Origin of the sequence: Pseudomonas putida (assembly GCF_028682455.1) — a bacterium.
In the GTDB taxonomy this organism is placed as follows: Bacteria; Pseudomonadota; Gammaproteobacteria; order Pseudomonadales; family Pseudomonadaceae; genus Aquipseudomonas; species Aquipseudomonas putida_AA.
Genome location: NZ_JANHLD010000006.1, coordinates 58,705 through 84,451, shown reverse-complemented (window position 1 = coordinate 84,451; position 25,747 = coordinate 58,705). Strand labels below are relative to the sequence as shown.

Here is a 25,747-nt window from a genome sequence, read left to right as displayed (position 1 = left end):
CTCTTCCTCTACAGGACGCATCCTGAGTCTTCACCGGTGCAGCCACCGCTGGATATCAAGGATTTTTACGACTATTTAGGCCTTCAAGATTCGCCTCAAGATCGAGATACATTTGCCACGCTTATTGGCAGATCGCCACCCTCGGTTTACCGCCTGATGCTTCACGATGGCAAGCCGGGGCGACCTGTCATGAAGTGGGTTGAGGCCTTGAAGCGCATGGATTTGACACCTAAACAGTGCAAACGCGTGATGCAGGATGTCGTAAGTAAAGTAGGTGAACGACAGAAGGTGGAAAAGGTCTTGATTCAGGGTTGGTCAAAAGGTGGCATTGGTGAGCACGACTGAGAAAGCAGACTCGCACATTATCGAGCTCTCCAGCGTTTATTTTTACGCTGGCCAGGCGCCGCGCGCGATCGCCTTGAAGGATTGCGGTGCGCTTCTCAATGGGCAACCTGGGGACGTATTCCCGGCACTTTATGGCTATCAAAGCAAGCAGGACGGCTTCATGGCCGCTAGGGCTTACGCGGACAAGAACCGACTCCATTTTACCGTGATCGACTTCCTGGTGGAGCTCGATCATAAGCAGAACCCACTCATGATGAAGCCTGAGGATCTGGCCAATCACGACTTCGTGTCGTTCGCCAGAATGTCAAGGAGCATGATGGATGATCTGCAGGAGCTATTGCGTGAAAGGTTGGTCAGCGAAGGCCTGACCCCGACAAAAACCGAGTTAGCGAAACCTCATCTATTGCTTCAACAACGGCCGGAATTGCTGAGTACTCTGACCGCCGCTCCCGAATGGGAACATATGAAGGTAATTGCCTACCCAGCTAAGGTGGCCTTCAGTGAGAAGGCTTTGACGGTGGGTGTTCTACCCCATAAACACTGGTCCGCAATCAAGGAAGCGTCTTGCCGCCTCAACCCCGGAATTCGGATCACGCTGGAACCGCCAGGGCCGGCGAGCTCTGACGCAGCACCATTGGCTGCTCAAGCCAATAGGGACCGAGGTCCTCGAGCACATTGAAGGACTGAAAAAAAACCGCCTCCAAGGCGGTTTTTTTCAATCTCTGAAACGCTTCCTATACCACCACGGCCGGGCCACAATCCGTCCGCCGCGGGCGAAGCCCAAAAACTTGTTCCAGCACACATTCAGCGTCCACCCGATATGTGCCATGACCCCAAAGCAGACAATGATCAGTACAGCGACGATCCAGATCCACAAGCTGTGCCCAACATAAAGGCAAGCCAACAGCGGCATGTATGCGCCACAAGGTATGCCGAGAGCTTTGGGTGAAATTGACGCACTTCTCCAACTAGATGCCATGGTCTAGTCCCTCCTGCTCACAACGTTTTTTAAATTCCTTTGCCCCGGCCAGGCTGACAAACTCGCTGGTATCTATGTGACCAGCTCGGAACAATCTCCAAGCCTTATCATCCAGGGTAGCCTCGGCTTTTTCCAACAACCCGCGAATGAAACGCCCCCAGTCTGTGTAAGGCAGGGATTGCAGTTCATTGCGCACTTCACGATCAAAAACGAGGTATTCGCGGATGGCTGCCCGCTTGCCGTCTGTGGTTTTGAGCAAGCGTTGTACCAGAATCACCCGTAATGCACCGGCCAAGCGTGAAGCCATGCCGGCCTGTTGGTCGGGTGGGTAGGTCTGAATTGCACGGTTGATAGTTTCTGCCACTGACTCTGTATGCATGGTTGCAAAGCACAGGTGACCAGTCAGCCCCGCCTCAGTCATTGCCTCAATCGTCTCACGGTCCCGAGCTTCACCAATACCGATGATACTGGGTTTGCGGCGCATGGCATTTCGTAGAGCTTTCGGGAAGTCGCCGATATCTCGGCGCAGCTGCGACTGGGATGGTTGCGGTCCCAACCAGTGCGGACCGCCAAGGACGTACTCGATGGGGTCTTCATAGGTGATGACTTTTCGGTCAGGCATTTCCGCACCTGCCTTCTTGTACAAGCCGGCGAGGAAAGTTGTTTTTCCGGATCCCGTAGGGCCGCAGACCAGTACCAGCCCCATTTCTGCGTAGCAGCCCCGAATCAGATCAGGCTCGATTCCCATTTTGTCGATGTCGGGCAGATCCGAGGGGATCACTCGCATGGTGATTGAATAAGCCTCATCAATACCGGCGATGCGCGCTTGAACGAAGTTGGTCCGAAAGCGCAGCGTCGTGCCTCGTGCTAGCCCAAAGCCTTCGCCTGCCAGCTCCAGGGCCCGGTCAACACCCTCGTCCCCCTGCTTGATCATGCTTTCAATTTCTGCTGACCAAGCTGAGGCCATCAATGGTGACAACTGACCTTGTTTGATAGTCGTCGTCGACGCTTTCAATTGCCGGCCATGCAGCTCGACCCATATGTAGTCGCCGCCCTGGACAAGGATGTCCGATACGCCCCGATCCGCACACAGCTTCAGAAAGCGCATGAAATTATCGGGAGACAAGTCACCCTCAAAATTGTACGGCTCGAAGGTTGGACTGATCACTTAGGCGCACCTTGACCAGGTTGGCTGAGCTGCGTTTTAACCGAGGGACGCCATTTCTTAGGGTCAGTCTCGAATGTTGCCCGGCCGGTAACGCGACGCAATTTGTCACCCAACATCATCTGCTTACCATCGCCAGTGACAGTCTGTTGACTTTCAGCAACGCTCGTGGAGCTGATCATGTCGGACTGCAGGAGCGATGAGTAAAGGTGCATCCCGAGATAATCGCGGCTCAAACGGTTGAAATTGGCCTCAAGGATGGCATCGGCTTGTTTGTAGCCGTCGGCCCAGCCTTTACGAACCGCTTCCTCCCAGATATCAGCTTCATCGCTGTCTTGGGGGCGTGCTTCGAAGTCGGGCAGTTCAACTGTGCCATTGAGGGGCAGGCCAACGTACAGGTAGTCCCGCCAAGTTGGGGGGACGCTCACGAACCTTTCTTCCCGCTCAATTTTGTAGACCCGATTTGCAGTCCGCACTTGGTCTTGCGAGAAAGCAGCAACGTCCCGGGCCTCTACGATCACCGGGGGAAGTGTGCCGTTCTTGGCGATGAGGGGTGCGAATTTGAACATCGCATCGAGTGACGGCGATCGGGCATTAAGACCCTCAACTAGCTCACGAGCTCGGGCTGCCATACCGCCGCGGAAACCGACAGTGTTACCCATGTCGGTCAGCAGTTGGTTTCGGATATCGGTGACCTTGGTGGTCGCTTTGGACTGGGGCTTAAGCAACGAGTCGAGATCAGGCGGTGCCGTTTCAACGACCGGCGCGGTGACCTGGCCGCTTGCGTCAAGCTCAGGACTTTCGCTGGCATGGACAGCAAGGGATACCATCAAAGGCAACAATGCGAGAATCCGCTTCATAACGTGCCTCCAGTTCAGGCCTTGGGCCGGTTGTAATGGAGTTCCAGCTTGCCAGGCATTTGGGTCACATCGGCGCGGTACCCAACCTGGGAGCGGATCATCAACATCAGGGTGTCGTAGGGCACCTTGTTGACATCGATGTCGACCGGCAGCGGCATACGCACGCCCATGAATGAGAACTCAAGCCCACGGTCACGGGCCAAAGCCGCCAACAGTTCGACCGCGTCGCCTTGCCACTTGAGGGATACGCGTTGTTTGTCGTCCAAGATCGTCGATGGTAGGCGCATGACGACGCGGCTGTTGATCGCGCCTTGCTGATAAAGGTCGGCCTGAGCCATCTCGATGCGTTGTGACGCCTCGAGGATCTGTTGATCGATCAGTTGCTGTGCCGATTCGTCCGGCTTCTTCGATGCGCAGCCCCCAAGAGCTACAGCAAGGGCAACCATTGCAATCGGGTATCGTGTATTGGCCATTTCAAAACCCTCCGTTGATTTCGTATAGATACTATAATACGGAATCAAAGCAAGCAAACACTATCCCCCGCGAGGGCCGTTTCTTGACCGCTGCTGCGCATCCCGCTCGGCCTTAACCTTACGCAGCAATTGTTCGAGCTCCGGATCTGCCAGCGGGCCGGTGAACCGTTCATCAACCAAAGCCTCAACCACAGAGCGCTTGAACTCGGCGCTGCCTGTAATTCGCAAGGCAGCACCAGGTGAAGCTGTGTTGGGCATCGCACGTATGGCGCGAGTGACTAGCTCACTGTCAACCACCTGGCCAGGGAAGCTGAACTGACCCCCATGGTCTACGAACCCTGGATCGCCTGCAGCCCGCCGGTAGATGACCGTTCCGTTTTTCCTAACCACACCGAGCATTCCCTCAATCGATTGGTATTTGGGATCAAGATCCCGAGCAAATTCGAGCCCGTTGACCCCTTCGGCTTTTGCTGCGCGTTTTTCGCCATAGGCGAAACCACGAAGTTGGCTGATTGCACCTGGATCGCCTACAGCTGCTTCTTGCTCAACCCATTCACGATAAGAAAGCCTTTTATTAGATGGGTCGTTTTTAAGCTCCGACCGCATTCTTGAAATCTTAGTTTTCAGTTCTTCTCTGGCTCTTAGTGTTTCGAAAGCCAAGATACTGTAAAATGCTTTTCGATCCTTAGGATTTTTGATACGCACTCTGATATCCAGGCGCTGCTGCCTGGCGTCGTCGCGTATGCGCTTGAATTGTTGTTTTACCCACTCTTTATCAACTCGGCGATAAACAAATTTTGTCCGATAGGCTTCATATCGGGCACGTAGTGCCCTGCGCAAATTAGCCCGCTCTGACCGGCGCTGCTGGCGATCTTCCGGATTGCGCCGTGGGCTGACAAATTTGTCATAGTTCATAAGAGCCATCAGCTCCTGAGAGACTTTTCGCTCTTCATAGTCCCCAAGTCGCTTTTCCAAGCGCGCTTTAGAAAGGGCTTCGTGCATATCGCTTGCTTTGATAGGCACCAGGCTCTGATCATCAAGAGAATAAATTCCCATCCCGCGGCCTTTGGGTTTTATCCCCAATCCATAACGTGCCAGTTCCGCGTGGAGCTTCTGCCAAGTTAAGCTTTTCTTTTTCAGAAGGGTAGCAATAGCCTCGCGGGGTTCACCACGGCAGTAAGTGTGCAAGCTCTCCTGGTCCAAATGATATTCCATATCCGCAGCCCGAGTTGGTTGCTTTCCCTGGAATTTCGGTTTGGGCGCCGACCAAGAGATTTCCGGTGTGCCTTTGGAGTTGGTTACACTGTAAGGACCATTATCGTGTGCCCAACCATAACGAAGCTCAAGCTCACGCATTGCATAATCGAGCTTGAAATAATCCCTATCTGGATACACCGCGTTATACGAGTCAGGGTGAACACGATTCACCGTCATATGTAAGTGAACATTGTCCGTATCATGGTGGATAGCAAACACGTACTGATGTTCACCCATTCCGACCGCGTCCATTGCATGCAGGGCACAATCAAAGGCTTGGTCATCAGTCGGCTTCTCCGATTGTGGCCAGCTCAGGATGACATGGTAAACAGGATCCTTAACGCGGGAATTCTGAGCAGCCACTGCTTTCATCTCCGCGGCGGCTGTCGCCAGGCTCAAGCAGTTATGCTGGCAGGATACTCCGGAGCGGGTAATTTCCCTTACTGGGGCTCCGAGAAGGAGTCCTGATTCGAGCTCGGCGATAGCATTGAGCTCATCTCCTGCATTCCTTCTTTGAGCGGCTGCAGCATGAAACGCAATGTTGGCTCCACGGGATCTTGCTCTTGCCGCAAAGTCAGGATGATTTCTAGTAGCTTGTCGGAGATGGTTTGCTGCTGCTGCAAGATGGTGCTGAGCAACGGCAAGACGGCTTTCATGTCCATCAGTACTTACCTCTCGGTTTGTGATGGGTCCAGGCTCGTCAATGCGGTCTGGAACTGAGTGTTGATCCTGTTGATATCGACGCCCATTGGAATCAAGAGCAATTCCAATACTTCGAGCACGTTCTCGGATGGCATTTTGAGTTGCAGCATCAATTCGTCCAATCTCTCGCAAACGGTCTGCTGCTCTTTCGATATGTTCTCGAGCAGACTCAAGAATTGAGTCGTCTCTTCGGCTGTGGCCTGGAGTGAGCTCATCAGTTTGTGTCTCCTTATCTTCTTCACGCTCTGTTGCGTAGTCGACCAACGCTGAGAAGCTTGAGCTTCCGTCGGCCCGCTTAGGTGGCACCTTCGCTAACATTACGAACCGATCCTTTCGATAGCAGCTTTCAATGCGACCAGGATCTGTGCGTACTCCTTCGAAAGCTTCCCACCGCCCTCATTGAATAGATGTTTCTGTAGGCCTCCGAGCCTCCTCAACTCATTGAGGATATGCCCCTCCACTTTTGACCTGGTACGCCTTCCCAGCGCAGCCGCGAGCATGAATTGACCTACGCTCTGCCCGCAGTCCCTCGCTTTGTCACGGACGATTTCCTCTTCATCCTCGAAGCACCGGATAGGTGGTAGCCGGCCGGTACGACGCCTTTGCTCGCTGGTACTCATAAGCAGGATCCTCAGGTGTTCCAAGGGGTCTCGGGGCGCAGCCCTGAGCAGGGTGGTAGGCATCGCAAGGGAGTGAAACGACTGCCAGCGATGCCGGTTGGACGGACGCCATTTATGGCGGGAGTACAAACCCTACCCTGTCCAAAACCATAGACCTAATTTCGTATCAAGGCTATCGTACAGAACTTGACTCCGCAAGGGATGCCCATAGAATCAAGGCAAAGAGGACATTACGGGGGAGGCCAAATGGGATTCACCATTTCGCAAATCGAGAAGCTCATGGGTGATCTCGAAAACCTGCCAGAGGTGGAGCAACCGGACAAGCCGGTCTCAAAGCTGAAGGCAGTCGAGATGATGCAGGAGTCGATAAAGGTTCTGCAGGCACGTGGATACAGCCTGGCGAAAATCTCGGAAATTCTGACCGCAGGTGGAATGCCAATTTCAGAGACAACGCTGAAAAGCTATCTCACTAGGGCGAGGGGTTCGGCGAAAGGTCGAAATCGACGCACGCCTGTAACTCGTCGTAAGGCTCCTGCTGAGGTTCCCCAAGGGAGCAAAGAAAAATCCACTGAGAAAGGTGCTGAGGCTGTGCCAAGTGGACGCCAGGTAACAACCGGGGTAACACGCCAAGGAAATCCCGGGTTTACACCGAAAAATGATACGGATGACATCTGAGGAGAGAATCTATGAAAGAAAAATCGATTGCCCTGGTTGGTCAAATCTACCTCGTCGGTGGTGGTAAAGGTGGCGTAGGAAAGAGCTTCACAACGGTAGGCCTAGTTGACACATTGATGCAGGCCGGTTTCAAGATCCTGCTGATTGAATCGGACACCTCCAATCCAGACGTTTGGAAGATGTATAAAGATGAAGTTGAGTGCAGGCTGATTGATCTGGACGATGCAAACGGCTGGATTGATCTGGTGAACGTCTGCGACGAATTCCGTGATCATGTTGTAGTGGTCAATACCGCAGCACGGAATAACAAAGGTGTAGCAGCGTATGGAGAAACGTTGAACAGCACGCTCGGTGAGTTGAACAGGCAACTCATCACGCTGTGGGTGATTAACCGGCAACGTGACAGCCTGGAACTGCTCAAGGAATACCGTGAAGCACTGCCAGACTCCACTATCCATGTAATTCGTAATGCTTACTTTGGTGACGAAATAAAGTTCGAGCTTTACAACAATTCAAAAATCAGAGAATCCATCGAGGGTGCTGGTGGTAAGTCTCTGATGCTGCCAGATCTAGCGGATCGTGTGAGTGACGATCTCTACAGCAAACGACTATCGATCGGACAAGCATTGAAGGAACTGCCAATCGGAAACCGCGCTGAACTTACCCGGTGGCGTCGTGATGTGAATAAAGTAATAGGTGAGGTTCTCAATGGATGATATTGAGGTTGCTTTTGAGAAGCTCTTAGGCCGGCAGGCTTCTGAGAAAGAGGTGCAGGATCTCTATCGGGTTAAAAATGCTTTGAACCTGCATAATAATGGGCGGTTGCAGGAGCTGAGTGCAACACGGTCATTGAATTGAAGCTGGAGCATCATGCCGCATAGCCATGGCCTTCTGCATCACCTCGCCCATAACTTCGATTGGGCATTTGAAGTCGAAGCGCTTACGCGGACGCATGTTCAATTGCAGTGCGATAGCATTCAGTTCTTCCTGGCTGTGTACCGACAGGTCTGTGCCTTTGGGCAGGTACTGGCGGATCAGGCCATTGATGTTTTCGTTGCTACCGCGCTGCCAAGGGCTGTGCGGGTCGCAGAAGTAAATCGCCACCCCAGTCTGCTGGGTGATTTCAGCATGCCGCGCCATTTCTCGACCCTGGTCGTAGGTCATGCTCTTGCGCATCGCCAGCGGCATGCCATTGAGCGCTGCACTGAAGCCTTCCATCGCCGAGGTCGCCGTCGCGTCGTTCATCTTCACCAGCATCAGGTAGCCACTGGTTCGCTCCACCAGCGTGCCTACACACGAGGCGTTGGCTTTGCCCTTGATCAAGTCGCCTTCCCAATGCCCTGGCATCAGCCGGTCTTCGATCTCCGGTGGGCGCACATTGATGCTGACCATCTCGGGAATCTGGCCGCGCCGATCCACACCACCAGAGCGCGGTCGGCGTGTCGTCTTGCTTTGCCGCAGGCAGATGATCAGCTCCTTGCGCAGTTCACCGACCGGCAGGGCATAGATCGCGTTATAGATCGTCTCGCGACAGACGTAGGCATCTCTGAGGCTGGGAATGTTCATGCTGCGCAGCTTGCCGGCAATCTGCTCGGGAGACAAACGCTCACGGAGCATATGCGCCACCAACTCGAAGCGCTCACCACCCCGCAACAGCTTTCGCTTCGGTCGACACACCTGGCGGCGAGCCTGCATCTGCTGCTGGGCCGCGTGGGCCGAGTAGCCGCCACAGACATCTCGATTGCGGCGCAGCTCCCGGCTGATGGTCGAAGGGGATCGGTTGATCAAGCAGGCAATCCTACGCAGGCTGAAGCCTTGGGCATGACTGATTTGAATGGTGGCGCGCTCTTCAACGCTGAGTTCGGTATAAGACATAGGGGCAGCACCGTACCGGAAAGGTCAGGTGTTGCACTCAGTTTTTGCCGCCGCCATGATTCTCTCTGGCTTATCTTAATGGCTTTGCAGTCCTACGATACAATGTATTCGAAGTATCCAGAACTGATTGCCAGGCAGGTTGATAAACAGGTCGACAAGCACAAGTCATTGTTTGCTGAGATGGCTGATGCCGAAACAAAGAAGGCGCTCTCCACATTGTCGGCTGCTGTAAGCGAAGCGAGCCAGGCTGTAGCGCTTAAAGTGGCTGATGCTGCTCGATGGCGAGCCTGGGGTTTTGTTCTATGTGCACTGCTTTGTTTTGCAGGCCTGTGCATGACGGCTGGGTTTGTGCTTGGCAGTGGCCAAGTTCCTTATTGGGCGCAAATTGCCTCGGCAAAGGGTCCACTATTCAATATCTGCTCGATAATATTCAATGCCCCTGTAGGATGGCTCCTGCCTGTAGTCGCTGCTGGGCTGTTCGGATCGACATTCATAAACCAAAAACCAACTCTAAAGTCGGTGCTGTTGCTGGGCATATTGCTAGCCATATCGTCACTTTCTCTGGGGTTTGTACTTTGAGGAGGGGGCCATTTTTTTTGGCCATTTCATTCCGTATAATATACATAATACGGAATTATCAGGTATAATGGCTGTACGTTAATACGGAGGTCAATTATGGACGCTTACTCAAACATCAAGGCGTATCGCAGTGTCGGCCTGGACATCAAGGGTTACAAGGAAGCCGAAACATCAAGGGGCCTCGCATGGTCGTGTAAAGTCTATCTCCATAAAAAAATGCTTGGCCTTGTATCCAATAATGGCGATGGCGGCATGACTCGTGTAGAAATCGACTCTGCGCTGCAGGCGACTTTGGTCACCCAGTTGAAAGAGAACGGCTACCAACTTCAACTGACCTTCCAAGGGCTCACAATGGAAGAGCCTACAGATGCACCTGAATGGTTCGACTCGGCGATCACTCAGATGGTCGATGAAGTTGCCCAATTGCGGAGGTTGAAACGCCTTGGAAAGACTCATCTGATTGTGCTGCAGCATTCGAACTCGCCGGAGTTCTCGTTCTATAAAGCGGCTCCAACTGAAGCCTCAATTGCCCGTATTCGTCGCCAGCTGGGCGCGGATCTGGCCTGCATCATGAATCCTGAAATCACAGCCCTGTAGGCGGGCCGCGGTACTCTTGCTCGATCACTAAAGGATGGACCCTATGGACTTGAAAGACATGCTAAGCCAGCTCGATGATGACTTGCTTGCCGAAATCTTAGAAGCCGCGCATTGCGCCCTGAACAGACCAGGTGCTGCAAAACGAGTCGCAAAGGCCATGAACACTTCGGTTAACCGTGTCCGAACCCTGGCCTACATCTCGGCCCAGCTCAACCTGTGTCCAAGGCTTGTACCCGACATCAGCACGATGAAGGAAATGGAAGCATTTCAGGCTCGATTGAGCGCTGCATAGCCTCCCTCCCCCGGTCCCATAAATTGGTGATAAAATACGTTATCACCAATTTAGGACAGGGAGTGGAGTTGTGGACTGGTTTGACCCTCTGCGTGATTTTTTCGAACACACGCGCCGAAAAGCCCCCAATAAGACCAGAACCGAGCAGCCTGTTCAGTTAGTGACCGAACGGGAAAGTTCGCACCCGCTGCAGTTTGGCTATCCCTCACCGACCCTTTACGCTGGCATTTATGCCGGCGCTACTCGCGTGGGCAGCATCGAGTACGGTCTGAACCCGATACTCGATCGCGTGTACGTTCACAAGATCGATATTGACGATCAGTACCGTGCGAACGGTCATGGCATGGCCACTCTCAAACTGCTGCATGACCAGCACCACGTTCCGATCGTTCCAGTTCATATCTGGGGATCGGCACTAGGCTTTTGGTCGAAAGCAAAATCTGCATTGGCAAGATCTGGTGGCTCCATTTCCGCTGAAATCCGTGGTGAAGATGAAATGGATGCGGAAACCCAACGGTGGGAGCGCCTGCTTAATGCGAAGGCTCTCGATCCTGTCGATACGAGCACGCCCAATAAACGACGGCGGATGCGTTGATGAAAGACCTCCTGATCTCAAGGCAGCCTGGCAAACTCACCGAAGCTCAGTACCTGGCTCTATCTGAAGTACCAGCGGCTACCGAGTGGGTGGCCAACATTGATAATCCACAGACCCGGCGAGCCTACAGCATCGATATCGGCGACTTCACCGCTTTCGTCGGTATTGTCCACCCAGACCAGTTTAGGGAAGTTCAGCGGGCCCATGTTCTTGCCTGGCGGTCTGACCTCGAGCGCAGGGTGTTGTCTGCTGCGACGATCCGGCGAAAGCTGGCGGCGCTGACCAGCTTGTTTGACCACCTGCTGGACAGCAACGCAGTGGCGGGAGGAAATCCCGTCCATGGCGTCAAGCGGCCTCCGAATGAGAGCAACGAAGGTAAAACGCCGGCGCTGGGCGACGACCAGGCCAAGGCACTGCTGGAGGCGCCGGATCTGGACACCGTGAAGGGGCTTCGCGATCGAGCCCTGCTGGCGGTTCTCCTGTACCACGGCTTGCGTCGTGAGGAGGCAGCTATGTTGGATGTCGATGACCTGCAGGAACGCCGCGGCGTTCGTCATTTGAAGGTGCATGGCAAAGGTCGCAAGGTACGCTACCTGCCACTCCATCCAGTGGCTGCAGAGCGGATCCACCAGTACCTGGAAGCGGATGGGGAGCGGACCACGGGCCCATTGTTTCGCTCCGTTCGCGGGCGGACGCCAGGGGCGCGTTTGCTGGCCAACGGTATCTATTCGATCATCGGGTTTTGGGCCAAAACGGCCGGCATTGCGGTGGTTGGCCTTGGTGTGCATGGGCTGCGAGCTACTGCAGCAACCAATGCCTTGGAGCACGAGGCTGATATCGCGAAGGTCCAGACCTGGCTGGGACATTCCAATATCAGCACGACGCGGCTATACGATCGGCGTGGCCAACGGCCGGAGGATTCGCCGACCTACAAGGTCAAATATTGACGCGGATTATCCAGGGCATCATCAAACGCCGCGTTCGCACGTTCACGGAACAGATTGCGCCAGAAGAATGCCCATGGATTGAAAGCCAGCAACGGGCCAGTAACATACATTGCGAACGTTAGCGAGATGTCCGTAGGCAAGCCGATTTGCTTACTCACCATGCCGAGTGCGACGGTAATGCAAATAGCCTTGATTGCACCGCAAACGACATTGACCATCTGGTCCCGCCAAAGCATTCGGTCGCGTAGCGCAGCGCGCATCGCAACTTTCCTGGCGATATCGGCCGCGAGCCACCTCCGCTCCATTTCTTCGAGCTCCTTCATACTGGCGACCAGTGCGTGGCACCGTTGTAGGCATCACCCCCTTCAGCGATAAAGACCTGACCGGCTGGATCCACTGCGATAGCCCCTGGCTGCTCATGCTGAGGGTCGCGCAACTCATTTTTCCAACCGTATACGGCCCCCTGCCATACCAGGACGATCCCTCCCTGATTGCATGGGTTGCTATCACGCCAGTTCTGGGCTGTCTTCTGAAGGGTGCTGATTTCTAGTTCCATGTGAACCTCCGCGAAACAATCCAGTCCAGGATTAGTCGAAATTTTTCCGATACAGCCAGTAATACCCGCCACCCAGAATCGCTGCGAGCCCTACCCACTTCACCGTGCTCGAGGCCCACCAAGCAACCGGTGGCGTCTGCCCAGGGAACGCCAGGCCGATCGCTCCCCACTCTGTCATTGCAGGCCAAAGCCCTCCCCAGATCGCCCCGCCGGCCAGTGGTAGAACACCAATGGCAGTGATCAATCCAATACCATCAGGCTGGGTCTCGCACCAGAGACCTGTCCCGAGTATGCCGACCGCAATCAGCACCCCAAACATCATCCAGGCGTGCGCGGCAAAGCTTACATCCGGTAGCAGCTGCAGCACACCATGCGTGAAAGCCGCAGCGACTACAGCCACCAGCGCAGTACCAACCGGTATCAACCTATCAGTTCCTAAAGACATATCGATCTCCTTGAAGTGTGATCGAGGCGCCTACGCGCCCCGCTGCGGTGTACTCACTTGATGATGCGCTGGTGCAATTCGGCCAGCGATTCCGGCATAGGAATGTTGGCAATCGAAAGCATCTGAGCGGCAGTGGCTTTGGTCCCGTCGACCGTCTTTTGCATTTTGCCCAATACCACGCACCGATTCTCCCACATGCCGTCGGTCTTTGACGGTTGTAGCGCTTCGAGTGGCCTCAAGACATGCCACTTGGCCTTGCCTGGGTCAATGACCTTGGCGTTCTTCTCTTGAGGGGATAGATGCGTACCGTAGAACAGCGCTTCACGACCGAACATCCCGAGCGCCTCCAGGAAGACCGCGTGTCCGATGACGAAATTCTCACGAACGTCCGAGGCTGCGATCTTGCCGGATACCATATCGCCCCACTGGGGAATGTACTTCTCGCAACCTTCGAGGAACTCACGCACAAGATCGGCGCAGTCCATTAGCTCATCATCACTCAGGCCAGTGATGGTTTTCTCACTGAGCCCCGTGAGCAGCGTCACGAATTTTTTGAACGCAATCAGGCTCCAGAGCTTGGACGAACGCATGCCCGGAGTACCGTTCTCGAAGTCGATCTTGCGCTTGATCGCAGGCAACTGAGTGAGGAGGTTTTGGAGCCAGGTGTTGTAAGGATTGCGATGATCATACAGCGCGTTGATCGCGCTAGAAGGCTTCACCGCCTTGCTGTTGATGTCAGCAAAAATCTGTTGAGAGCGCTGCAGGCCCTGGTCAAAGTGAATCTGTACCGGCGCCGTTTCATGGCGCAGCGTCTCATCGTTGCGCAGTGCCATTTCGATAGCCAGGCGCCGGTGCTGTCCGTCATTGATCAGCATGGTGGCGCTCATGGGAATGTGTAGCGTGCCTAGTTGCTCGATGCCTTCCAGCGCTTCAAAAGCCATAGCCTTGTCGACGCTCGCTGTGAGCGCTGGCAGTACATAGGTGTCCCGGTTGTCGAGCATGTATTCACTGATGGATTCAGCCCGTTTCTTGTTCAGCGCACGCTGAGCGCGCAATTCCGCAGGCACGGCTTCCTCTTCGTCGAAAACAAACAGGCGAGCCAGGATTGGGTATGGAATCTGGGCGAGAAAATACTCCTGCCCAGCCTGGATACCACGCACGGCTGGTACAGCAAAGCAGGGTTGGTTACGAATCTCGTCGATAGCTTTTTGAGCCTCGAACCCTCTTGCCCGCAAGTGTGCATGCTCCTGAGAGCGAATCTGTTGCTCAAGATGTTCTGCCCGAACCTCTTCTTCGTACCACTCTTTGAGCTCCTCCAAAGTGATACCTAAATGCTGCAGGTGATATCCAGCGTCGTCAGCCATTACGTTTCGTTTACCGGTAAGCTCATCGGACAAGATTGCTCGCATCAGTCGCTTGCCATACTCACGGCGCTCATTCAGCTCATGTTGATTCAGCAGGTCTTCGCGCAAGTCCCCCTTCTTCACCAGGCTCTCTGAGTGAACCGCCACAAAAAGGCCGTACTCGCCTTTGCGCTTGTTGGCTTTGTCCGCGGCATTACGAGCCGCTGTGCCGTCCCTGTGAATCGAAACAACCTCCCCCGGTACAAACCGCTGTGTCTCAAGGGAGCACGCTTCTTTGGCGATCACTGCGTCGTACATTCCAGCCTCCGATTACCTGGTGAGAATGAACAAAGAATAATATACGTACGTACGTATGTACATATTTTTTTCAAAGGCAGTGCCGCGGCGGAATAGCTAAAACATATATGTGTTAGGCTTTATTTCTCCCACTGCGCTATCGTGCGCTTCTTCAAGCACTTCAAACGGTAACATCCAGCCTGGAAGCGGCGATGCCCAAATACTCCAAGATCGAACCCTACGATTGGCTTCTTGGCCAATGCTACGACCGCATTGTGGCCTACCTGGCGGGCACGACTACGAATGCAGTCCAGATCCGTCGGGCCAACAAAGGCATTCCACCATTTTCGGACGACAAAGCGATCAGCAAGCCCTATGACCCGCTCTTGGGCACTATGTCGGATGTAGCCCTGGCAAAAATATTCTGCGTCACTGCGTACGAAATTGGCCGCCGCCGACGGCTATTGCAGGTGGATATTTACGAACCACGCCAAGGGCAAAAATTGGAGGATTTTGATCATCTTCTCCCAACCACAAGTAACGCGGAGATTGCACGCCGCGCCGGCTGCTCCAGACAAGCTGTAGCCCAGCGCCGCAAGAGACTGAATTGTGCGAAGCCTGTCCTCCCCTAGCGAGACGGTTGCCTTCTCTTTGCCTAAAACATATATGTTTTAGGGTATCTAAAACATCTATGCATTAGGCCCCTGAATTGCCCTGGAGATCTTTAACCGCTGCCTCGACTCGGTCACCATACTCTTCCTTGTGGCGCTCACGGATCACCGACATCTCGTAGATGAGCAAACTCACCTGCGGAGACAGCTGCGCTTCAATACTGGCCATGTCTTCCTGGACCACGTCAGATTTTTGCGCTGCAGTACGGCCAGGCGTGCCAAAGAATGTTAGCGCCTTTCGGAAATCTACCCCACGGCCGATCAGCCGTTCACACACATGCTCAGCAACCGTAGGGGTTATATCTAAGCCCGCATCACGAGCAATCACCAGCTCGGAAAACACTAACCCTCGCTTGCACCGCTTGTGCGCTGCAGCAACTCGTGCGCCGCATCGACCAGCCATAGACCTGGGATCCCCTACCCCAAGCGTCAGCATGTTCATAAACGCATCAAGGAGCTCGGCATACGCGGCCTCTATCTCCTCTTCATAGATCTGTAACAGCCTTTCTTTCTCGAGAGCTTGCATAGCTTTCCCCTGGCTAAAACATATATCTGTTAGGGCACTATAGGCGGAAATCTCGGGAACTGTCAGCTGCAGGAGACGCCATTTGTCTAACCGACGCTAGTCGTGCAGCGATTGCTGGATTACTGTATATGCAAACAGTATCAAATCGGTGCCACCATGAATGTCGTATCTCTTCAGCCCCTTCGAGACTCAAGCCAGCTCATTTCGGTTCTCGCCGGAACGGCTGCAGGTGGCTTTCCAAGCCCTGCAGCTGATTACTACGAGCCGCCGATCTCCCTGGATGAGTTGCTGAATATTCGGGCGCCGCACGTATGGATTGTGCGTGTCCAGGGCGAAAGCATGCGTGACGCGGGAATCTACGACGGCGGTGTTTTAATTGTAGACCGATCGATCGCGGCGAGAACTGGCCAGATCGTTTTGGCCTACGTGGATAACCAGCCGCTGGTGAAACGGCTGGCCAAAGCCCCCGATGATCGTTGGCTACTAGAATCGGCCCACCCCAACTATAAGACCATCACCCCTGATCAGTACGGCTCGATTGATGTGTTTGGGGTCGTAACCTGGGACCTGACCAAGCATGTGTGCTGACAGCTCCCGACCTATCTTCGCCCTGGTGGACGTCAACTCGTTCTACTGCAGCTGTGAGCGAATTTTTAGACCCGAGCTCCGGCAGCGCCCGGTCGTTGTCTTAAGCAACTCGGATGGCTGCATTGTGGCTCGTACGAACGAGGCTAAAGCCCTCGGTTTGAAGATGGGCGATCCGTATTTCAAGGTGCGCGGCTTCCTCGAACAGAACGACGTCGCAGTTTTCAGCAGCAATTACACCCTGTATGGCGAATTGAGTCACCGCGTTGGCGTGGCCATCGCCTCACTGGTGCCCCAATGGGAGCGGTACTCAATTGATGAGTTGTTCTGCAGTCTTGAAGGCTTACCCGAGCCGATCATTGATGTAGGCCGGGCCATTCAAGCCCGTGTCCTGCAATGGACAGCGCTGCCAGTGGGTGTCGGCATTGGGCATACCAAAACCTTGGCCAAAGCCGCTCAGCACGCCTCAAAGGTGTGGCGAGAGAAGACTGGCGGCGTGGTGGATCTGCGCAAACCAGAGGCGGTCGAATGGCTGCTCCGGCGTATGCCTGTCGATGAGGTTTGGGGTATCGGTAGTCGCATGCGCGATAACCTGGCACGCGACGGGATCAGTACGGCCTGGGAGCTGTCGCAAGCAGACGCACGGGCAATGGGTCGTAAATACAGCGTCGTGCTCGAGCGTACGATACGTGAGCTTCAAGGCGAATCCTGTATGGACCTGGAGCAATCGGTTGCGCCCAAGCAATCGATTTGCTCCAGCAAGATGTTTGGACAGCGGGTACACACGCTGAAAGGCCTGCAGGAGGCGTTGGCTACGTACATTCACCGTGCTGCGGAGAAACTGCGCATGCAGCGCTCTCTGTGCGGCGCTATGCGGATCGGCATTCAGACTTCTTTTCACGGCGATGGGCCGAAGTATGCGAACACAGCAACGTGCGTACCGCCCTACCCCACCGATGATGTACGCCAGCTGACCAAAAGCGCACTGCAGGCGGTCGAGCAGATCTACCGGCCAGGCTTCGCGTACAGCAAGGCCGAAGTCTTGTTGATGGATCTGCGCAAGCGAGGGGAGTTCACTCAGGACCTTTTCAGCCCGAGCCAGCCAGAGCGCTCCGACGCGCTCATGGCTGCCATGGATCGGATCAATCGCCGGTGGGGGCATGATTGCTTGCGCACTGCTGCCGTTCCGCTGACGCCGGACTGGGGTATGCGCCGGGCTCTGCTAAGCCCCAGTTACATGACCAGCTGGGACCAACTCTGGAAGGTCAGATGTAATTAAAAGCAAAGCATCATCAAGGAGGTGGGCTGAAGCAAAACCACAGGGGTGGGGCTTCAAACATTTCCCAGAAAGATTCGTATGAGCCTGAGTCCAGGACCAGAAAGGGCGTGCTTGCCAGCCTGGAACCAAACCGAGCTCTACCCTAGTCAAGCCAGCCTAGCCGTCCTCCGCGACACAAAACCGCGCTCACACCCGCCCGGGCAATCAGGATCTACGCTGCAGAACAGGCCGTCGGATGTGGTTGACACCCCTGTCAACTGCAGGCAACATTATCTCAACAGCGCCTGATCCTATGTTGCCGGCTTGACCGGCATTACGGTCAGGCCTTCTTGTATCTGGAACATGGAAGTTGAACCAGCCCATCCCTCCGAAGCCTTTTCTAGCCTACGCTGACCTGGTCACGCTACTGACCGCTCGCGGCATGGAAATTCTCGACGTTGACGCAACCAAGCGTGAAATCGCCCGCCTTGGCTATTACCGTTTGAGCGGTTTCTGGTACCCAGCCCGCAGATTCGCCCGTGATGACGCGGGTAACAAGCTCATCTGCCCTCAGACCAGAAAGCCAGTTCGGATGGAAGATTTCCAGCCTAGAACTCGATTCGACAAGGCCGTTGAGCTTTACAGATTTGATAAAGCGCTCCGCTTACTCATGCTTGATGCAATCGAGTCGATCGAGGTCCATCTCAAGACCGTCGTAGCTCACGAGCTGGGCCGTAACAGCGAAATGGCATATACCTCGGTGACCTTCATCGAACCTAAGTGGACGGTCATCAATCCTGGTTTCAGCATGAGCAAATGGGACAGTTGGACGGCTCGTCAGCAAAAGAAACAGGACGAATGCCAAGAGGAGTACTTCAAGTCTCATCGGTTAAAGAATCGCTCTGTGCCGTTTTGGGTTGCTGTCGAAGCCTGGGATTTCGGTACCCTGTCCATCTACTATCAACTCCTCAAAGCCAAGCCTCAGGGCTGGGTCCTTGCCAGGCTGGGCCTTACAGATGTCAGAGCATTCATCAGCTGGCTCAAAGAACTGAACACCCTCCGCAATCGGTGTGCCCATCACACCCGGATCTGGAACCAATCGTCGAGCAACCCCATTGCTTTACCGCAACAGAGCCCTTATTTCCAAGCCCTAAACCTGGATGCAAATGCGTTAAAGCGCCTATACGGACTTATCGCCGTGATCTGGCTGCTACTTCAACGAATCGAGCCTGGAAGTCAGTGGATCCGTGAAATCGCACGGCTGATCGATTCCAAACCGGCAATCCCTGGATGCACCTTCGGCGCTATGGGCTTCCCTAGCGAAGCTGGGTTCCCTCGCCACCTTTTCGGCATCTGAACGTTGCTATCGTGCTGTCCGGCGTTTCCACTGATTTAACCGCCACAGGACCTGGTGGACGTTCGTTAGCTAAAACAGATCAAAATCGGTTGATGGGCTTTCGTCCTTTGTCCTGGATTGCTGCTCGGCCAGCTCTGCCAGCTTCGCCATTGCCGCATCCCTGAGACGCTTGACCCTCGGCAATATGCCGAACAACTCGACGCCGAACTCAGGTGTCAGCAGCTCAGAGACAAGCTGAATGTTGTCGTCATCTCGAATCAGATCGACTAGGGAAATCAGGTTGAAACAGGCCTCCCCCAGCTGCTCACTAGGTGGTAAATCAGAAGCTCGCGCCTCAGCTGCAGTGATGTACGAATCAACGGTGTCTTCCGCTGCAGTCCAGCACTGCTCTATGCGATCTGCCTCCTCGGCCAGTGGAAGTCGTAACATTAGGTCGTGCATCTGCTCAATAGCCCGTTGCTTTTGCACCTTCGACAGCTTCATCAATCGCTCATCCAATCCTTGCGTATATGGGAAATGTATATTGCATACACGCTTACCGGTAGTGCGGTAAACAAAAAAGCGAAGCCATCAATGGCTTCGCTTTTAATGTTTACGGTTCTGAGAAACCTACACTTCAGAACGGGATATCCGAATCAAAGCTGTCATCGTCGTCTACCGGTAACGGAGATGCCTGGGGAGCTTGCCGCGGCGCGCGGGGTGCTTGCTGATTGCTCGCCTGGTTATAGTGATTTGCGCCGTGCTGCTGATCCTGCGGACGGCCGCCTAGCAGCTGCATGGTGCCGTTGATGTCGACGATGATCTCAGTGGTGTAGCGCTTGATGCCGTCTTTTTCCCACTCGCGGGTCTGCAGCTTACCTTCAATGTAGCACTGTGAACCTTTACGCAGGTACTGGCCGGCAATTTCGGCAACCTTGCCGAACAGCGACACACGGTGCCACTCAGTGCGCTCTACCTTCTGGCCCGACTGCTTGTCGGTCCACTGCTCGCTGGTAGCCAGGCTGAGGTTGGTGACGGCGTTACCATTAGGCAGGTAGCGGACTTCGGGATCCTGGCCGCAGGTGCCGACCAGAATGACTTTGTTTACTCCTCGAGCCATGATGTCTCTCCTCTTCTCGACACGCCTCGTGCCACTTACAGTTGGTAGAGCCGGTGGTAAACGGGGTGACTTGTCGCGCTGGATAGCACCGGCCAGCAAGCCACCTGGCGCGCTAGGCCTCGGACTCTTGGTGCCGCCATTTCAGATAGGTCTCCACGCGACTGAATCCAGCAGCCGCGGCATTACGCTCAAGCAACCAGAAATTCTCACCTTCATAGACGAACTCGCGGCAATCCTCGTCGACGCGCCACAGCTCGTCCGCGATCGGCTGTTCCTTCGCCATTTCACGCTCGAATTCTGCTTCCATCGCGGCTTCAAGCTCTGGATCGATAGGTTCGTCTGGCTCGAAGTCATCGTGGTAATACTCACCTGGGTGATCCCGCTGTTCCCATTCCTTGTTTGCCCAGGCGCGTTTGATGTCGTCATCAGAATACCCTCCATACACCACGCAACTGACCAGATAAGCCAGGACGCCCTGGGGGAATTCTGTCGCTTCGAGTGCGAGGAGTTTTTGCAGATCGGCGGCGGCGTCGTCTTCCACGCTGTTGATGTAGCGCTCCAACTCGGCGTCTTCCGCTTTTCGTTTTTCATGCGCCTCACGCGCACGCTCAGTAACAGCCTGTTGATCGATGCGAGCCTGCTCGCGAACCGCCTCCCAGTTCGGCGGCTCCGGGCATGCACCTGTCTGAACCAATGAAGCGTTGATGATGTTCAGCAACGCCATGCTTTGCTCTGGAACGGCTTCGGTGACAACAGGATCTGCCGACATGTCCTCAATGACAGGGGAAAGTCCGCGCTTCATACGGCCGCTGCCTACTCGGTCGACGAGATATCGCTCGCTCCATGCCCTGCCCCGGCTTTTCTGCCCTTCACGCTCCAAGCTCATGGTGTATTTCATGAGCCATTTGTGCATGAACCGCTGACGCTCGGGGGCCATTCGGATCGAGATATCGTGGTAACGCTGATAGAAGGCCTCGTCATGGCCACATGCGATGCTGTCGCCCTGGTGAGCGACTTCGTGTTCGACCAAGCCGAAAATGTAAGCCACAGTCTCTAATGGCTTGCTATTGAGCCGTTTGACAATATCGCAACCGATGGCCAGGTAGGTTCGCCCATCCGTCCAAGCCTCGGCAGTGTTCGATTCACCCAGCAGGATTTGCATCCGCTTTTCGCCGTGGCGAAGGGTTCCATCCCTGTAACGTTCTGCCCCAATACATGCGCCCGCATAGTGCTGGAGGCACCACCGCAGCGCTGTCCACGCTCTGCGCGTCTCCTTGTCCAGCGTTATGCGGTCGTCAACGATCTGCGTTCTTTCGATGAAGGCATTTCGGAACGTGGAATATGCGGCCAGAGCTGGCGCATCGAGCGCTTTTCCACGCCAGAACCATGGAGCACGCTCGCCGCGGTCTTCAAAGGCCTGTGCTGCCTCACTGACGTTGCAAAGGGCGCGATCGAGCGCTTCCTCGAAATCGATGTGATTGTGGCATCCGAAGCGCTCCAAGGTCTTAGGGTGGACAATTTGAATCAGACCTTCTCGAGCTATAGCCTCGCCCTTGGGAATATCGTCCCCATGCTCGATCAGGGTGTATGTTCCCTTGTGCCAGTTGAATGCCTTGAGTCGAAATTCCATCAGCGTTATGTGCCGCTTGCCCGGGAGTAGTGTGATCACCTCCTCCTTTGCAAATACTTCACAGATATTCTCGTCACCGCTGAGCAACGATCGCGCCGATTTTTCCCGACGGGCCTCAGTCTTCCGGTGATCACCCAGCTTTGCCGATACAGCCTCGGCTAGGCGCCTGAACTCTTTGGCGATCGGTTTCCATACGGGGCAGGTTTTGCGCAGGATTTCTGTGCGGGAAACGTTGAGGTTGATCGCCTTCTTCGAGACGATCAGGCCTCCAGCTCCCCAGACATGAGACGAATCATGTCGAATCAGCACACCTTGGTTGTAGATCGAGACGGGGCCTTCTTCTTTGGCCCGGTAGTAAGCCCAATCGTCCTCGAAATCCCATTTTTCATTGGCCGGATTGCGCGTAATGACACGCCCATTCAGCTCAACGCTAATGGGCGTGTAACGAACCAGATCGCGAATTTCCTGCACCGCGGACATCAGCTCAAGGTCGTTGAGGGCTTCGTACCAGGTGCCGGTGATACTGCACCCTTTAAACGGTTCCTGGAGATCCTCAAGCTCGTAGCTGTACCCCATGACCCGAGTATCAACCTGCATCGACCAGCGATTGGATACCCACTCAGTTCTGGCATGCGCCATGATTTGGCCGCGACCCAAACGGAACCGCCCGTAAGTCGCATCGCCTTCCTGATGCGGCGTGCCGAATCGGCCGAAGTACCGCACAACATCCTCACGGCTCGCAAAACCAGTACCGTCGTCGACGCAATCGAATCCAGCCTTGGTCATGGTGAGCCTCACCGTGGTGGCCTTTGCGTCAACCGAGTTCATGATCAACTCGATCACAGCCTTGCCGATGGAACCGGCCTGGCTGTAGATGATGTGATGAATGATCTGCGGGTCAAGCTCAAAAGGTAGAAGCACGATGCACCTCCTTCATGGGTTTCGGAATGGTTGCAATGTCCATCTCAGCGCATACGTCGGCGAGGACGATCCGGGGTTTCAGACCCAGCCCGCACCTGTTGCGCGATCCATTCGATTTGGGGTGTGTCCAGTCCGAACCGCTTGGCGTAATCGTCCCGGTGCTGGTCGAGGTCTTTGGCAAACTCTTCCGAGTTGTAGTCTCGGCCTACGCGCCGCAGGAACCGACCGGCACCATCTCTGCCTTTGTAGGTGGGATGAGAGCCATCCAGGATCAATTTCACTTCCTGGAGCAATTCGTCGTGATTGAAGGTTTCAAGTGACATTTCGCAAATTCCGTATAATGGCCTGAATACAGAATATAGCACACAAGATAAGGCCTGTGCCCTAGCCTTTCGCCCTCTGTAAACCAGCCATTCAGGCTGTTGCTAGTAGCAACATTCGGCTGTTGCTACTAGCAACACTAAAAAGATCCGCCCGGCGCATCAGGTGGATCAGGCGTCCTTCTAGATCAGCATTGCCAATTGCCCGGTGGACTCGACCACCGAAAAGGACTTTCCCCCCAGAAGGTCACTCAACAGCTTGGTCACGGCATCGTCATCGCAGTCGTAGTAGGCATCGTCCAAGAGGTTGGAGAGATCCTGAAGTTTCAGACCGTTATCAATGGCCAGCGATAGGAGCCGCGGATCGATGCGGTCATATTTCCCGGTGATTTCCAAGGCTGGATGGTGATAAGCGTTGTTGGCCATGAAAAAGGCGTAAGCAAATCCTTCTGGTGTCACGCTACGAGCATTCTTCGTGGCCAGGCTGCTCCCACCGTACTGTGTGTGCATTTTTGAGCCTTCGGTTGGATAGACCGGTGCAACGGGCAAGTCTGCGTTGAAGCGGCCCCAGATAAGGGTTTTCTTCGTGTACGGTTCGCCAAGATCGCAGGGGTTGAAGCTGAGGCGCCATGGTGGCAGACCAGCTAGCTTCTCGATTCGACCTACAGGATTTTCAATCGCCCAGATCGACGGCCGATAATACTCGACCAGTCGCAGAGTTTGATGAACCAGCTCAATTGACGCAGCAGTGCGCCCATCGAGATCCTTGGATGCAAAGTGCTTAGCCCCCGAGTTCGCAAAATCGGTGCAAGGACAAGCTGCGATGATCGCGTACACCTCTGCCCCTTCGAAGTCACCGAAGTACTCCATGAAGAACTCAACGTCGAATTTGCTGACGTCTCCTAGCTCTGGGTTGTCTTGAATATCAAACCGGTATACCTGGTAGCCGGCCTCAGCCCAAGGGGCCGACCATTGCCCGCTTTTATCAAACAGAGACAACACGACTTTATCGCTGTTATCGCCCGTCGAACCTTGAGACACGGCCTTTTGTTTCCAGGTGCTGATGACATCAGCAGCATCGTCCAGTGACAGCATGCCGTGAGTACGAGCCTTGGCGCCGAGTCGGATAACCTCACTTGCCAAAGGGGCTGTGAACAGGCGATGAACGCCCTCCTCCGACATTTGCTGGAGAACTGCAGCATATGGGGTTACAAATTGGCTCACTGGAGTTGGTGTAAGTGAGCGCTGATGCTCTGGGGCACTGCTTGGGTTGGATCGGACGGCAGAGAAACCATTCATGCTCTTGCTCCTAGACTGGTGGACCTGCAGGGGGGTAGCCGCCTCCCCTGCAGGATGTCTAACACAAGAACATTATACACGTACGTACGTACGTATTCAACGAAACGGATGCGAGTGTGCCAAGCTGGCCCGGGTTACTTTGTCTGGTACTTTTCCATGTGGCTCAGCACCACTTGTCTATCAGCATGCACCAACGAGCACGCGGTAAAATCGCCCTCCCACACAGCAGTCGCCCATGTTCCATCAAGCCCTGCTTGCCAGAATGCACCCCACTCGCCGCTTGGCAGCTCTAGCAAAAGCCAGTCTGGAAACGGACATTGCCTAGCCAGGCTCAGAACGTACCTGACGTGATGTGGTTCACTAGGCATTCCCATGCGTTTCGCTCCGTTAGCTGATTGAACCCGCCCCGATCGGGGCGGGCTTAGCCATGCTCAATTTCGCGTGCCCTGTGAAGCAAATTCAGAGGCATCAATCGAATCAAGGAAGGCTGCGAGCTTATCCATGATTTTCTGAGGGTCCACTTCCTTATCAAATTTGAATTCCAGCTTGCGCCCATTTAAACGAACTGAGCCAACCCCTTGCAGCTTCCGAGGTTCCGTCATCATGGGCTTAGGACCGCTACAAGCAGCAAGCTTCTGCCCAATCATGCGAAGCGCGGCCTCCTGGCCAGTCCCCTTCTCGGCCATTTGAATCACAATGCGATGGACGATGTTCACATCCGCCTTTGAATGCTCCACAAACTTTTTCGCATAGTTCGCTGTAATCAAGTGGGGCTTGGTGTTCAGAATTTCCTTGATCTGTTCGGGCAGCTGAATTAAGTCAAGGCAGCGGTTTACGACTGTGTGATCTACACCAAGGCGTCGAGCCAATGCCCGCTGGCTTTTATCAGCGCCTTTCAACATATATCGTTGATAGCTCACAGCTTTTTCGTAATCCGTTAGCTCATTTTGGAGGTTGTCGGTGATTGCCAAAAGCATCGCCATGTCGTCTGACATTGGCTTAACATGAGCCATGATTTTGTCGCGGCCCAGCATTTTGTGAGCCCGCCACCGGCATTCACCGCCGATAAGCTCGAAACGCTCCCCTACAGGCCGGATCGTAATCGGTTTACCCAGGCCCACAGAGTCAATCGAGCCAGCGAGCTCTTCAAGCTTTGCTTGGTCGAAGAACATCCTTGGCTGATACGGAGAAGGATCGATCAGCTCAACCGGGACCTCCTCGAGCCATTCGTCCTTGAGTATGAGTTGACCTTCTTGAGCGTGTTGAGCAATGAGTTGCTTGGTATCAGCCTCTTGCTCAGATCCCATGGCCTGTTGGAGCATCGCCGCCCTGCTGCCACGGCTACCTGTGGTCGGCGGCATTTCCGTAGGCTTGCGCAGAGATGCCATTGCCGTGCTTGGCTTGCCTGGATAGTCGGTGGATTTCATTAATCACCCTCCTGTGTTGCTAGTAGCAACACTCCAATACGCTGTTGCTACT

The 25,747-nt window shown here is 54.6% G+C and carries 31 protein-coding genes and 1 pseudogene; 14 read left to right on the top strand and 18 right to left on the bottom strand.

Annotated elements, in window-relative coordinates; all coding sequences use genetic code 11:
* Positions 1 to 345, top strand: a pseudogene (locus NPS58_RS29175) (hypothetical protein); the annotation flags it as partial.
* A complete protein-coding gene (locus NPS58_RS29170; protein WP_121757920.1) occupies positions 332 to 1,024 on the top strand; it encodes a hypothetical protein in 693 nt (230 codons plus the stop codon). The pseudogene NPS58_RS29175 and the gene NPS58_RS29170, both read left to right, overlap by 14 nt.
* Positions 1,025 to 1,060: 36 nt before the next feature.
* Here NPS58_RS29170 and icmT read toward each other — a convergent pair whose 3' ends face one another.
* Genes icmT through mobA form a run of 6 tightly spaced genes read right to left on the bottom strand, consistent with a single transcriptional unit; the run spans position 1,061 to position 6,401 of the window.
* A complete protein-coding gene (gene icmT, locus NPS58_RS29165) occupies positions 1,061 to 1,324 on the bottom strand; it encodes an IcmT/TraK family protein (protein WP_054912933.1) in 264 nt (87 codons plus the stop codon).
* Positions 1,314 to 2,492, bottom strand: a complete 1,179-nt coding sequence (gene traJ, locus NPS58_RS29160; RefSeq protein ID WP_108222914.1) for a plasmid transfer ATPase TraJ — start codon at positions 2,490 to 2,492, stop codon at positions 1,314 to 1,316. The genes icmT and traJ overlap by 11 nt, the downstream gene beginning before the upstream one ends.
* Positions 2,489 to 3,349: a type IV secretory system conjugative DNA transfer family protein gene (locus NPS58_RS29155; RefSeq protein ID WP_121757919.1), complete on the bottom strand. Its 861-nt coding sequence runs from the start codon at positions 3,347 to 3,349 to the stop codon at positions 2,489 to 2,491. Before NPS58_RS29155 ends, traJ begins: the two co-directional genes overlap by 4 nt.
* Positions 3,350 to 3,363: 14 nt before the next feature.
* Entirely contained in the window at positions 3,364 to 3,822 is a 459-nt protein-coding gene (locus tag NPS58_RS29150; RefSeq protein WP_108222916.1) for a DotD/TraH family lipoprotein, read from the bottom strand.
* A 60-nt stretch (positions 3,823 to 3,882) separates the two neighbouring features.
* Complete coding sequence (traI, locus tag NPS58_RS29145) at positions 3,883 to 6,099, bottom strand: TraI/MobA(P) family conjugative relaxase (RefSeq protein WP_314619071.1); 2,217 nt, start codon at positions 6,097 to 6,099, stop codon at positions 3,883 to 3,885.
* Entirely contained in the window at positions 6,099 to 6,401 is a 303-nt protein-coding gene (mobA, locus tag NPS58_RS29130; RefSeq protein WP_108222919.1) for a plasmid mobilization protein MobA, read from the bottom strand. Before mobA ends, traI begins: the two co-directional genes overlap by 1 nt.
* A 246-nt stretch (positions 6,402 to 6,647) precedes the next feature.
* Between mobA and NPS58_RS29125 the strand changes: the two genes are divergently transcribed.
* The 3 genes from NPS58_RS29125 to NPS58_RS29115 are packed head-to-tail and all read left to right on the top strand — an operon-like array spanning position 6,648 to position 7,934.
* On the top strand, positions 6,648 to 7,076 hold the full coding sequence (locus NPS58_RS29125; RefSeq protein WP_121757918.1) for a hypothetical protein: 429 nt from the start codon (positions 6,648 to 6,650) through the stop codon (positions 7,074 to 7,076).
* A gap of 11 nt (positions 7,077 to 7,087) precedes the next feature.
* Complete coding sequence (locus tag NPS58_RS29120) at positions 7,088 to 7,792, top strand: P-loop NTPase (RefSeq protein WP_054912926.1); 705 nt, start codon at positions 7,088 to 7,090, stop codon at positions 7,790 to 7,792.
* Positions 7,785 to 7,934, top strand: coding sequence for a hypothetical protein (locus NPS58_RS29115; protein ID WP_274118577.1), 150 nt, complete (start codon positions 7,785 to 7,787; stop codon positions 7,932 to 7,934). The genes NPS58_RS29120 and NPS58_RS29115 overlap by 8 nt, the downstream gene beginning before the upstream one ends.
* Here NPS58_RS29115 and NPS58_RS29110 read toward each other — a convergent pair.
* On the bottom strand, positions 7,923 to 8,951 hold the full coding sequence (locus tag NPS58_RS29110) for an IS30-like element ISUnCu4 family transposase (protein WP_047291841.1): 1,029 nt from the start codon (positions 8,949 to 8,951) through the stop codon (positions 7,923 to 7,925). The genes NPS58_RS29115 and NPS58_RS29110 overlap by 12 nt on opposite strands.
* On the opposite strand from NPS58_RS29110, the gene NPS58_RS29105 reads away from it, so the two are divergent.
* From NPS58_RS29105 to NPS58_RS29085, 5 genes are all read left to right on the top strand, one after another.
* Complete coding sequence (locus NPS58_RS29105; protein WP_274118576.1) at positions 8,898 to 9,530, top strand: hypothetical protein; 633 nt, start codon at positions 8,898 to 8,900, stop codon at positions 9,528 to 9,530. The two genes, NPS58_RS29110 and NPS58_RS29105, sit on opposite strands and share 54 nt — an antisense overlap.
* A 96-nt stretch (positions 9,531 to 9,626) precedes the next feature.
* Complete coding sequence (locus tag NPS58_RS29100) at positions 9,627 to 10,127, top strand: hypothetical protein (RefSeq protein ID WP_108222921.1); 501 nt, start codon at positions 9,627 to 9,629, stop codon at positions 10,125 to 10,127.
* A 43-nt stretch (positions 10,128 to 10,170) separates the two neighbouring features.
* Positions 10,171 to 10,419: a hypothetical protein gene (locus tag NPS58_RS29095; protein WP_108222922.1), complete on the top strand. Its 249-nt coding sequence runs from the start codon at positions 10,171 to 10,173 to the stop codon at positions 10,417 to 10,419.
* Positions 10,420 to 10,489: 70 nt separating this feature from the next.
* Positions 10,490 to 11,014, top strand: a complete 525-nt coding sequence (locus NPS58_RS29090; RefSeq protein ID WP_146188272.1) for an N-acetyltransferase — start codon at positions 10,490 to 10,492, stop codon at positions 11,012 to 11,014.
* On the top strand, positions 11,014 to 11,961 hold the full coding sequence (locus NPS58_RS29085; protein ID WP_108222924.1) for a tyrosine-type recombinase/integrase: 948 nt from the start codon (positions 11,014 to 11,016) through the stop codon (positions 11,959 to 11,961). The genes NPS58_RS29090 and NPS58_RS29085 overlap by 1 nt, the downstream gene beginning before the upstream one ends.
* Here the strand turns inward: NPS58_RS29085 and NPS58_RS29080 are convergent.
* From NPS58_RS29080 to NPS58_RS29065, 4 genes are read right to left on the bottom strand one after another with little or no spacing between them, the layout of a single operon-like run.
* Positions 11,943 to 12,284 carry a hypothetical protein gene (locus NPS58_RS29080; RefSeq protein WP_146188273.1) on the bottom strand — a complete coding sequence of 114 codons (342 nt, stop codon included), beginning with the start codon at positions 12,282 to 12,284 and terminating at the stop codon, positions 11,943 to 11,945. The two genes, NPS58_RS29085 and NPS58_RS29080, sit on opposite strands and share 19 nt — an antisense overlap.
* Entirely contained in the window at positions 12,281 to 12,517 is a 237-nt protein-coding gene (locus NPS58_RS29075) for an antirestriction protein ArdR (RefSeq protein WP_108222926.1), read from the bottom strand. Before NPS58_RS29075 ends, NPS58_RS29080 begins: the two co-directional genes overlap by 4 nt.
* Positions 12,518 to 12,548: 31 nt before the next feature.
* Positions 12,549 to 12,962: a hypothetical protein gene (locus tag NPS58_RS29070; protein ID WP_108222927.1), complete on the bottom strand. Its 414-nt coding sequence runs from the start codon at positions 12,960 to 12,962 to the stop codon at positions 12,549 to 12,551.
* A 53-nt stretch (positions 12,963 to 13,015) separates the two neighbouring features.
* Positions 13,016 to 14,623, bottom strand: a complete 1,608-nt coding sequence (locus tag NPS58_RS29065; RefSeq protein WP_232879607.1) for a DNA sulfur modification protein DndB — start codon at positions 14,621 to 14,623, stop codon at positions 13,016 to 13,018.
* A gap of 191 nt (positions 14,624 to 14,814) precedes the next feature.
* Here NPS58_RS29065 and NPS58_RS29060 point away from each other — a divergent pair, with 191 nt between their 5' ends.
* Positions 14,815 to 15,234, top strand: coding sequence for an AsnC family protein (locus NPS58_RS29060; protein ID WP_121757916.1), 420 nt, complete (start codon positions 14,815 to 14,817; stop codon positions 15,232 to 15,234).
* Between the two features lie 64 nt (positions 15,235 to 15,298).
* Here NPS58_RS29060 and NPS58_RS29055 read toward each other — a convergent pair whose 3' ends face one another.
* Positions 15,299 to 15,799 (bottom strand): hypothetical protein, encoded by a 501-nt coding sequence (locus tag NPS58_RS29055; RefSeq protein ID WP_121757915.1) that lies wholly within the window; start codon positions 15,797 to 15,799, stop codon positions 15,299 to 15,301.
* A 156-nt stretch (positions 15,800 to 15,955) separates the two neighbouring features.
* On the opposite strand from NPS58_RS29055, the gene NPS58_RS29050 reads away from it, so the two are divergent.
* From NPS58_RS29050 to NPS58_RS29040, 3 genes are all read left to right on the top strand, one after another.
* Positions 15,956 to 16,387 carry a LexA family protein gene (locus NPS58_RS29050; RefSeq protein ID WP_121757937.1) on the top strand — a complete coding sequence of 144 codons (432 nt, stop codon included), beginning with the start codon at positions 15,956 to 15,958 and terminating at the stop codon, positions 16,385 to 16,387.
* On the top strand, positions 16,377 to 17,663 hold the full coding sequence (locus NPS58_RS29045; RefSeq protein ID WP_121757914.1) for a Y-family DNA polymerase: 1,287 nt from the start codon (positions 16,377 to 16,379) through the stop codon (positions 17,661 to 17,663). The genes NPS58_RS29050 and NPS58_RS29045 overlap by 11 nt, the downstream gene beginning before the upstream one ends.
* A 349-nt stretch (positions 17,664 to 18,012) precedes the next feature.
* A complete protein-coding gene (locus tag NPS58_RS29040) occupies positions 18,013 to 18,999 on the top strand; it encodes an Abi family protein (protein ID WP_232879606.1) in 987 nt (328 codons plus the stop codon).
* Between the two features lie 69 nt (positions 19,000 to 19,068).
* Here the strand turns inward: NPS58_RS29040 and NPS58_RS29035 are convergent, their stop codons facing one another.
* The 6 genes from NPS58_RS29035 to NPS58_RS29010 form a co-directional block, all read right to left on the bottom strand.
* Positions 19,069 to 19,482, bottom strand: coding sequence for a hypothetical protein (locus tag NPS58_RS29035; RefSeq protein ID WP_232879605.1), 414 nt, complete (start codon positions 19,480 to 19,482; stop codon positions 19,069 to 19,071).
* Between the two features lie 133 nt (positions 19,483 to 19,615).
* Positions 19,616 to 20,098: a single-stranded DNA-binding protein gene (locus tag NPS58_RS29030; protein WP_121757912.1), complete on the bottom strand. Its 483-nt coding sequence runs from the start codon at positions 20,096 to 20,098 to the stop codon at positions 19,616 to 19,618.
* Between the two features lie 112 nt (positions 20,099 to 20,210).
* On the bottom strand, positions 20,211 to 22,649 hold the full coding sequence (locus NPS58_RS29025; RefSeq protein WP_121757911.1) for an ATP-binding protein: 2,439 nt from the start codon (positions 22,647 to 22,649) through the stop codon (positions 20,211 to 20,213).
* Positions 22,650 to 22,693: 44 nt separating this feature from the next.
* Entirely contained in the window at positions 22,694 to 22,972 is a 279-nt protein-coding gene (locus NPS58_RS29020) for a hypothetical protein (RefSeq protein ID WP_134630295.1), read from the bottom strand.
* A gap of 180 nt (positions 22,973 to 23,152) precedes the next feature.
* Positions 23,153 to 24,268: a DNA cytosine methyltransferase gene (locus NPS58_RS29015; RefSeq protein WP_232879604.1), complete on the bottom strand. Its 1,116-nt coding sequence runs from the start codon at positions 24,266 to 24,268 to the stop codon at positions 23,153 to 23,155.
* Positions 24,269 to 24,699: 431 nt separating this feature from the next.
* Entirely contained in the window at positions 24,700 to 25,695 is a 996-nt protein-coding gene (locus NPS58_RS29010) for a ParB/RepB/Spo0J family partition protein (RefSeq protein ID WP_121757908.1), read from the bottom strand.
* Between the last annotated feature and the right edge of the window lie 52 nt (positions 25,696 to 25,747).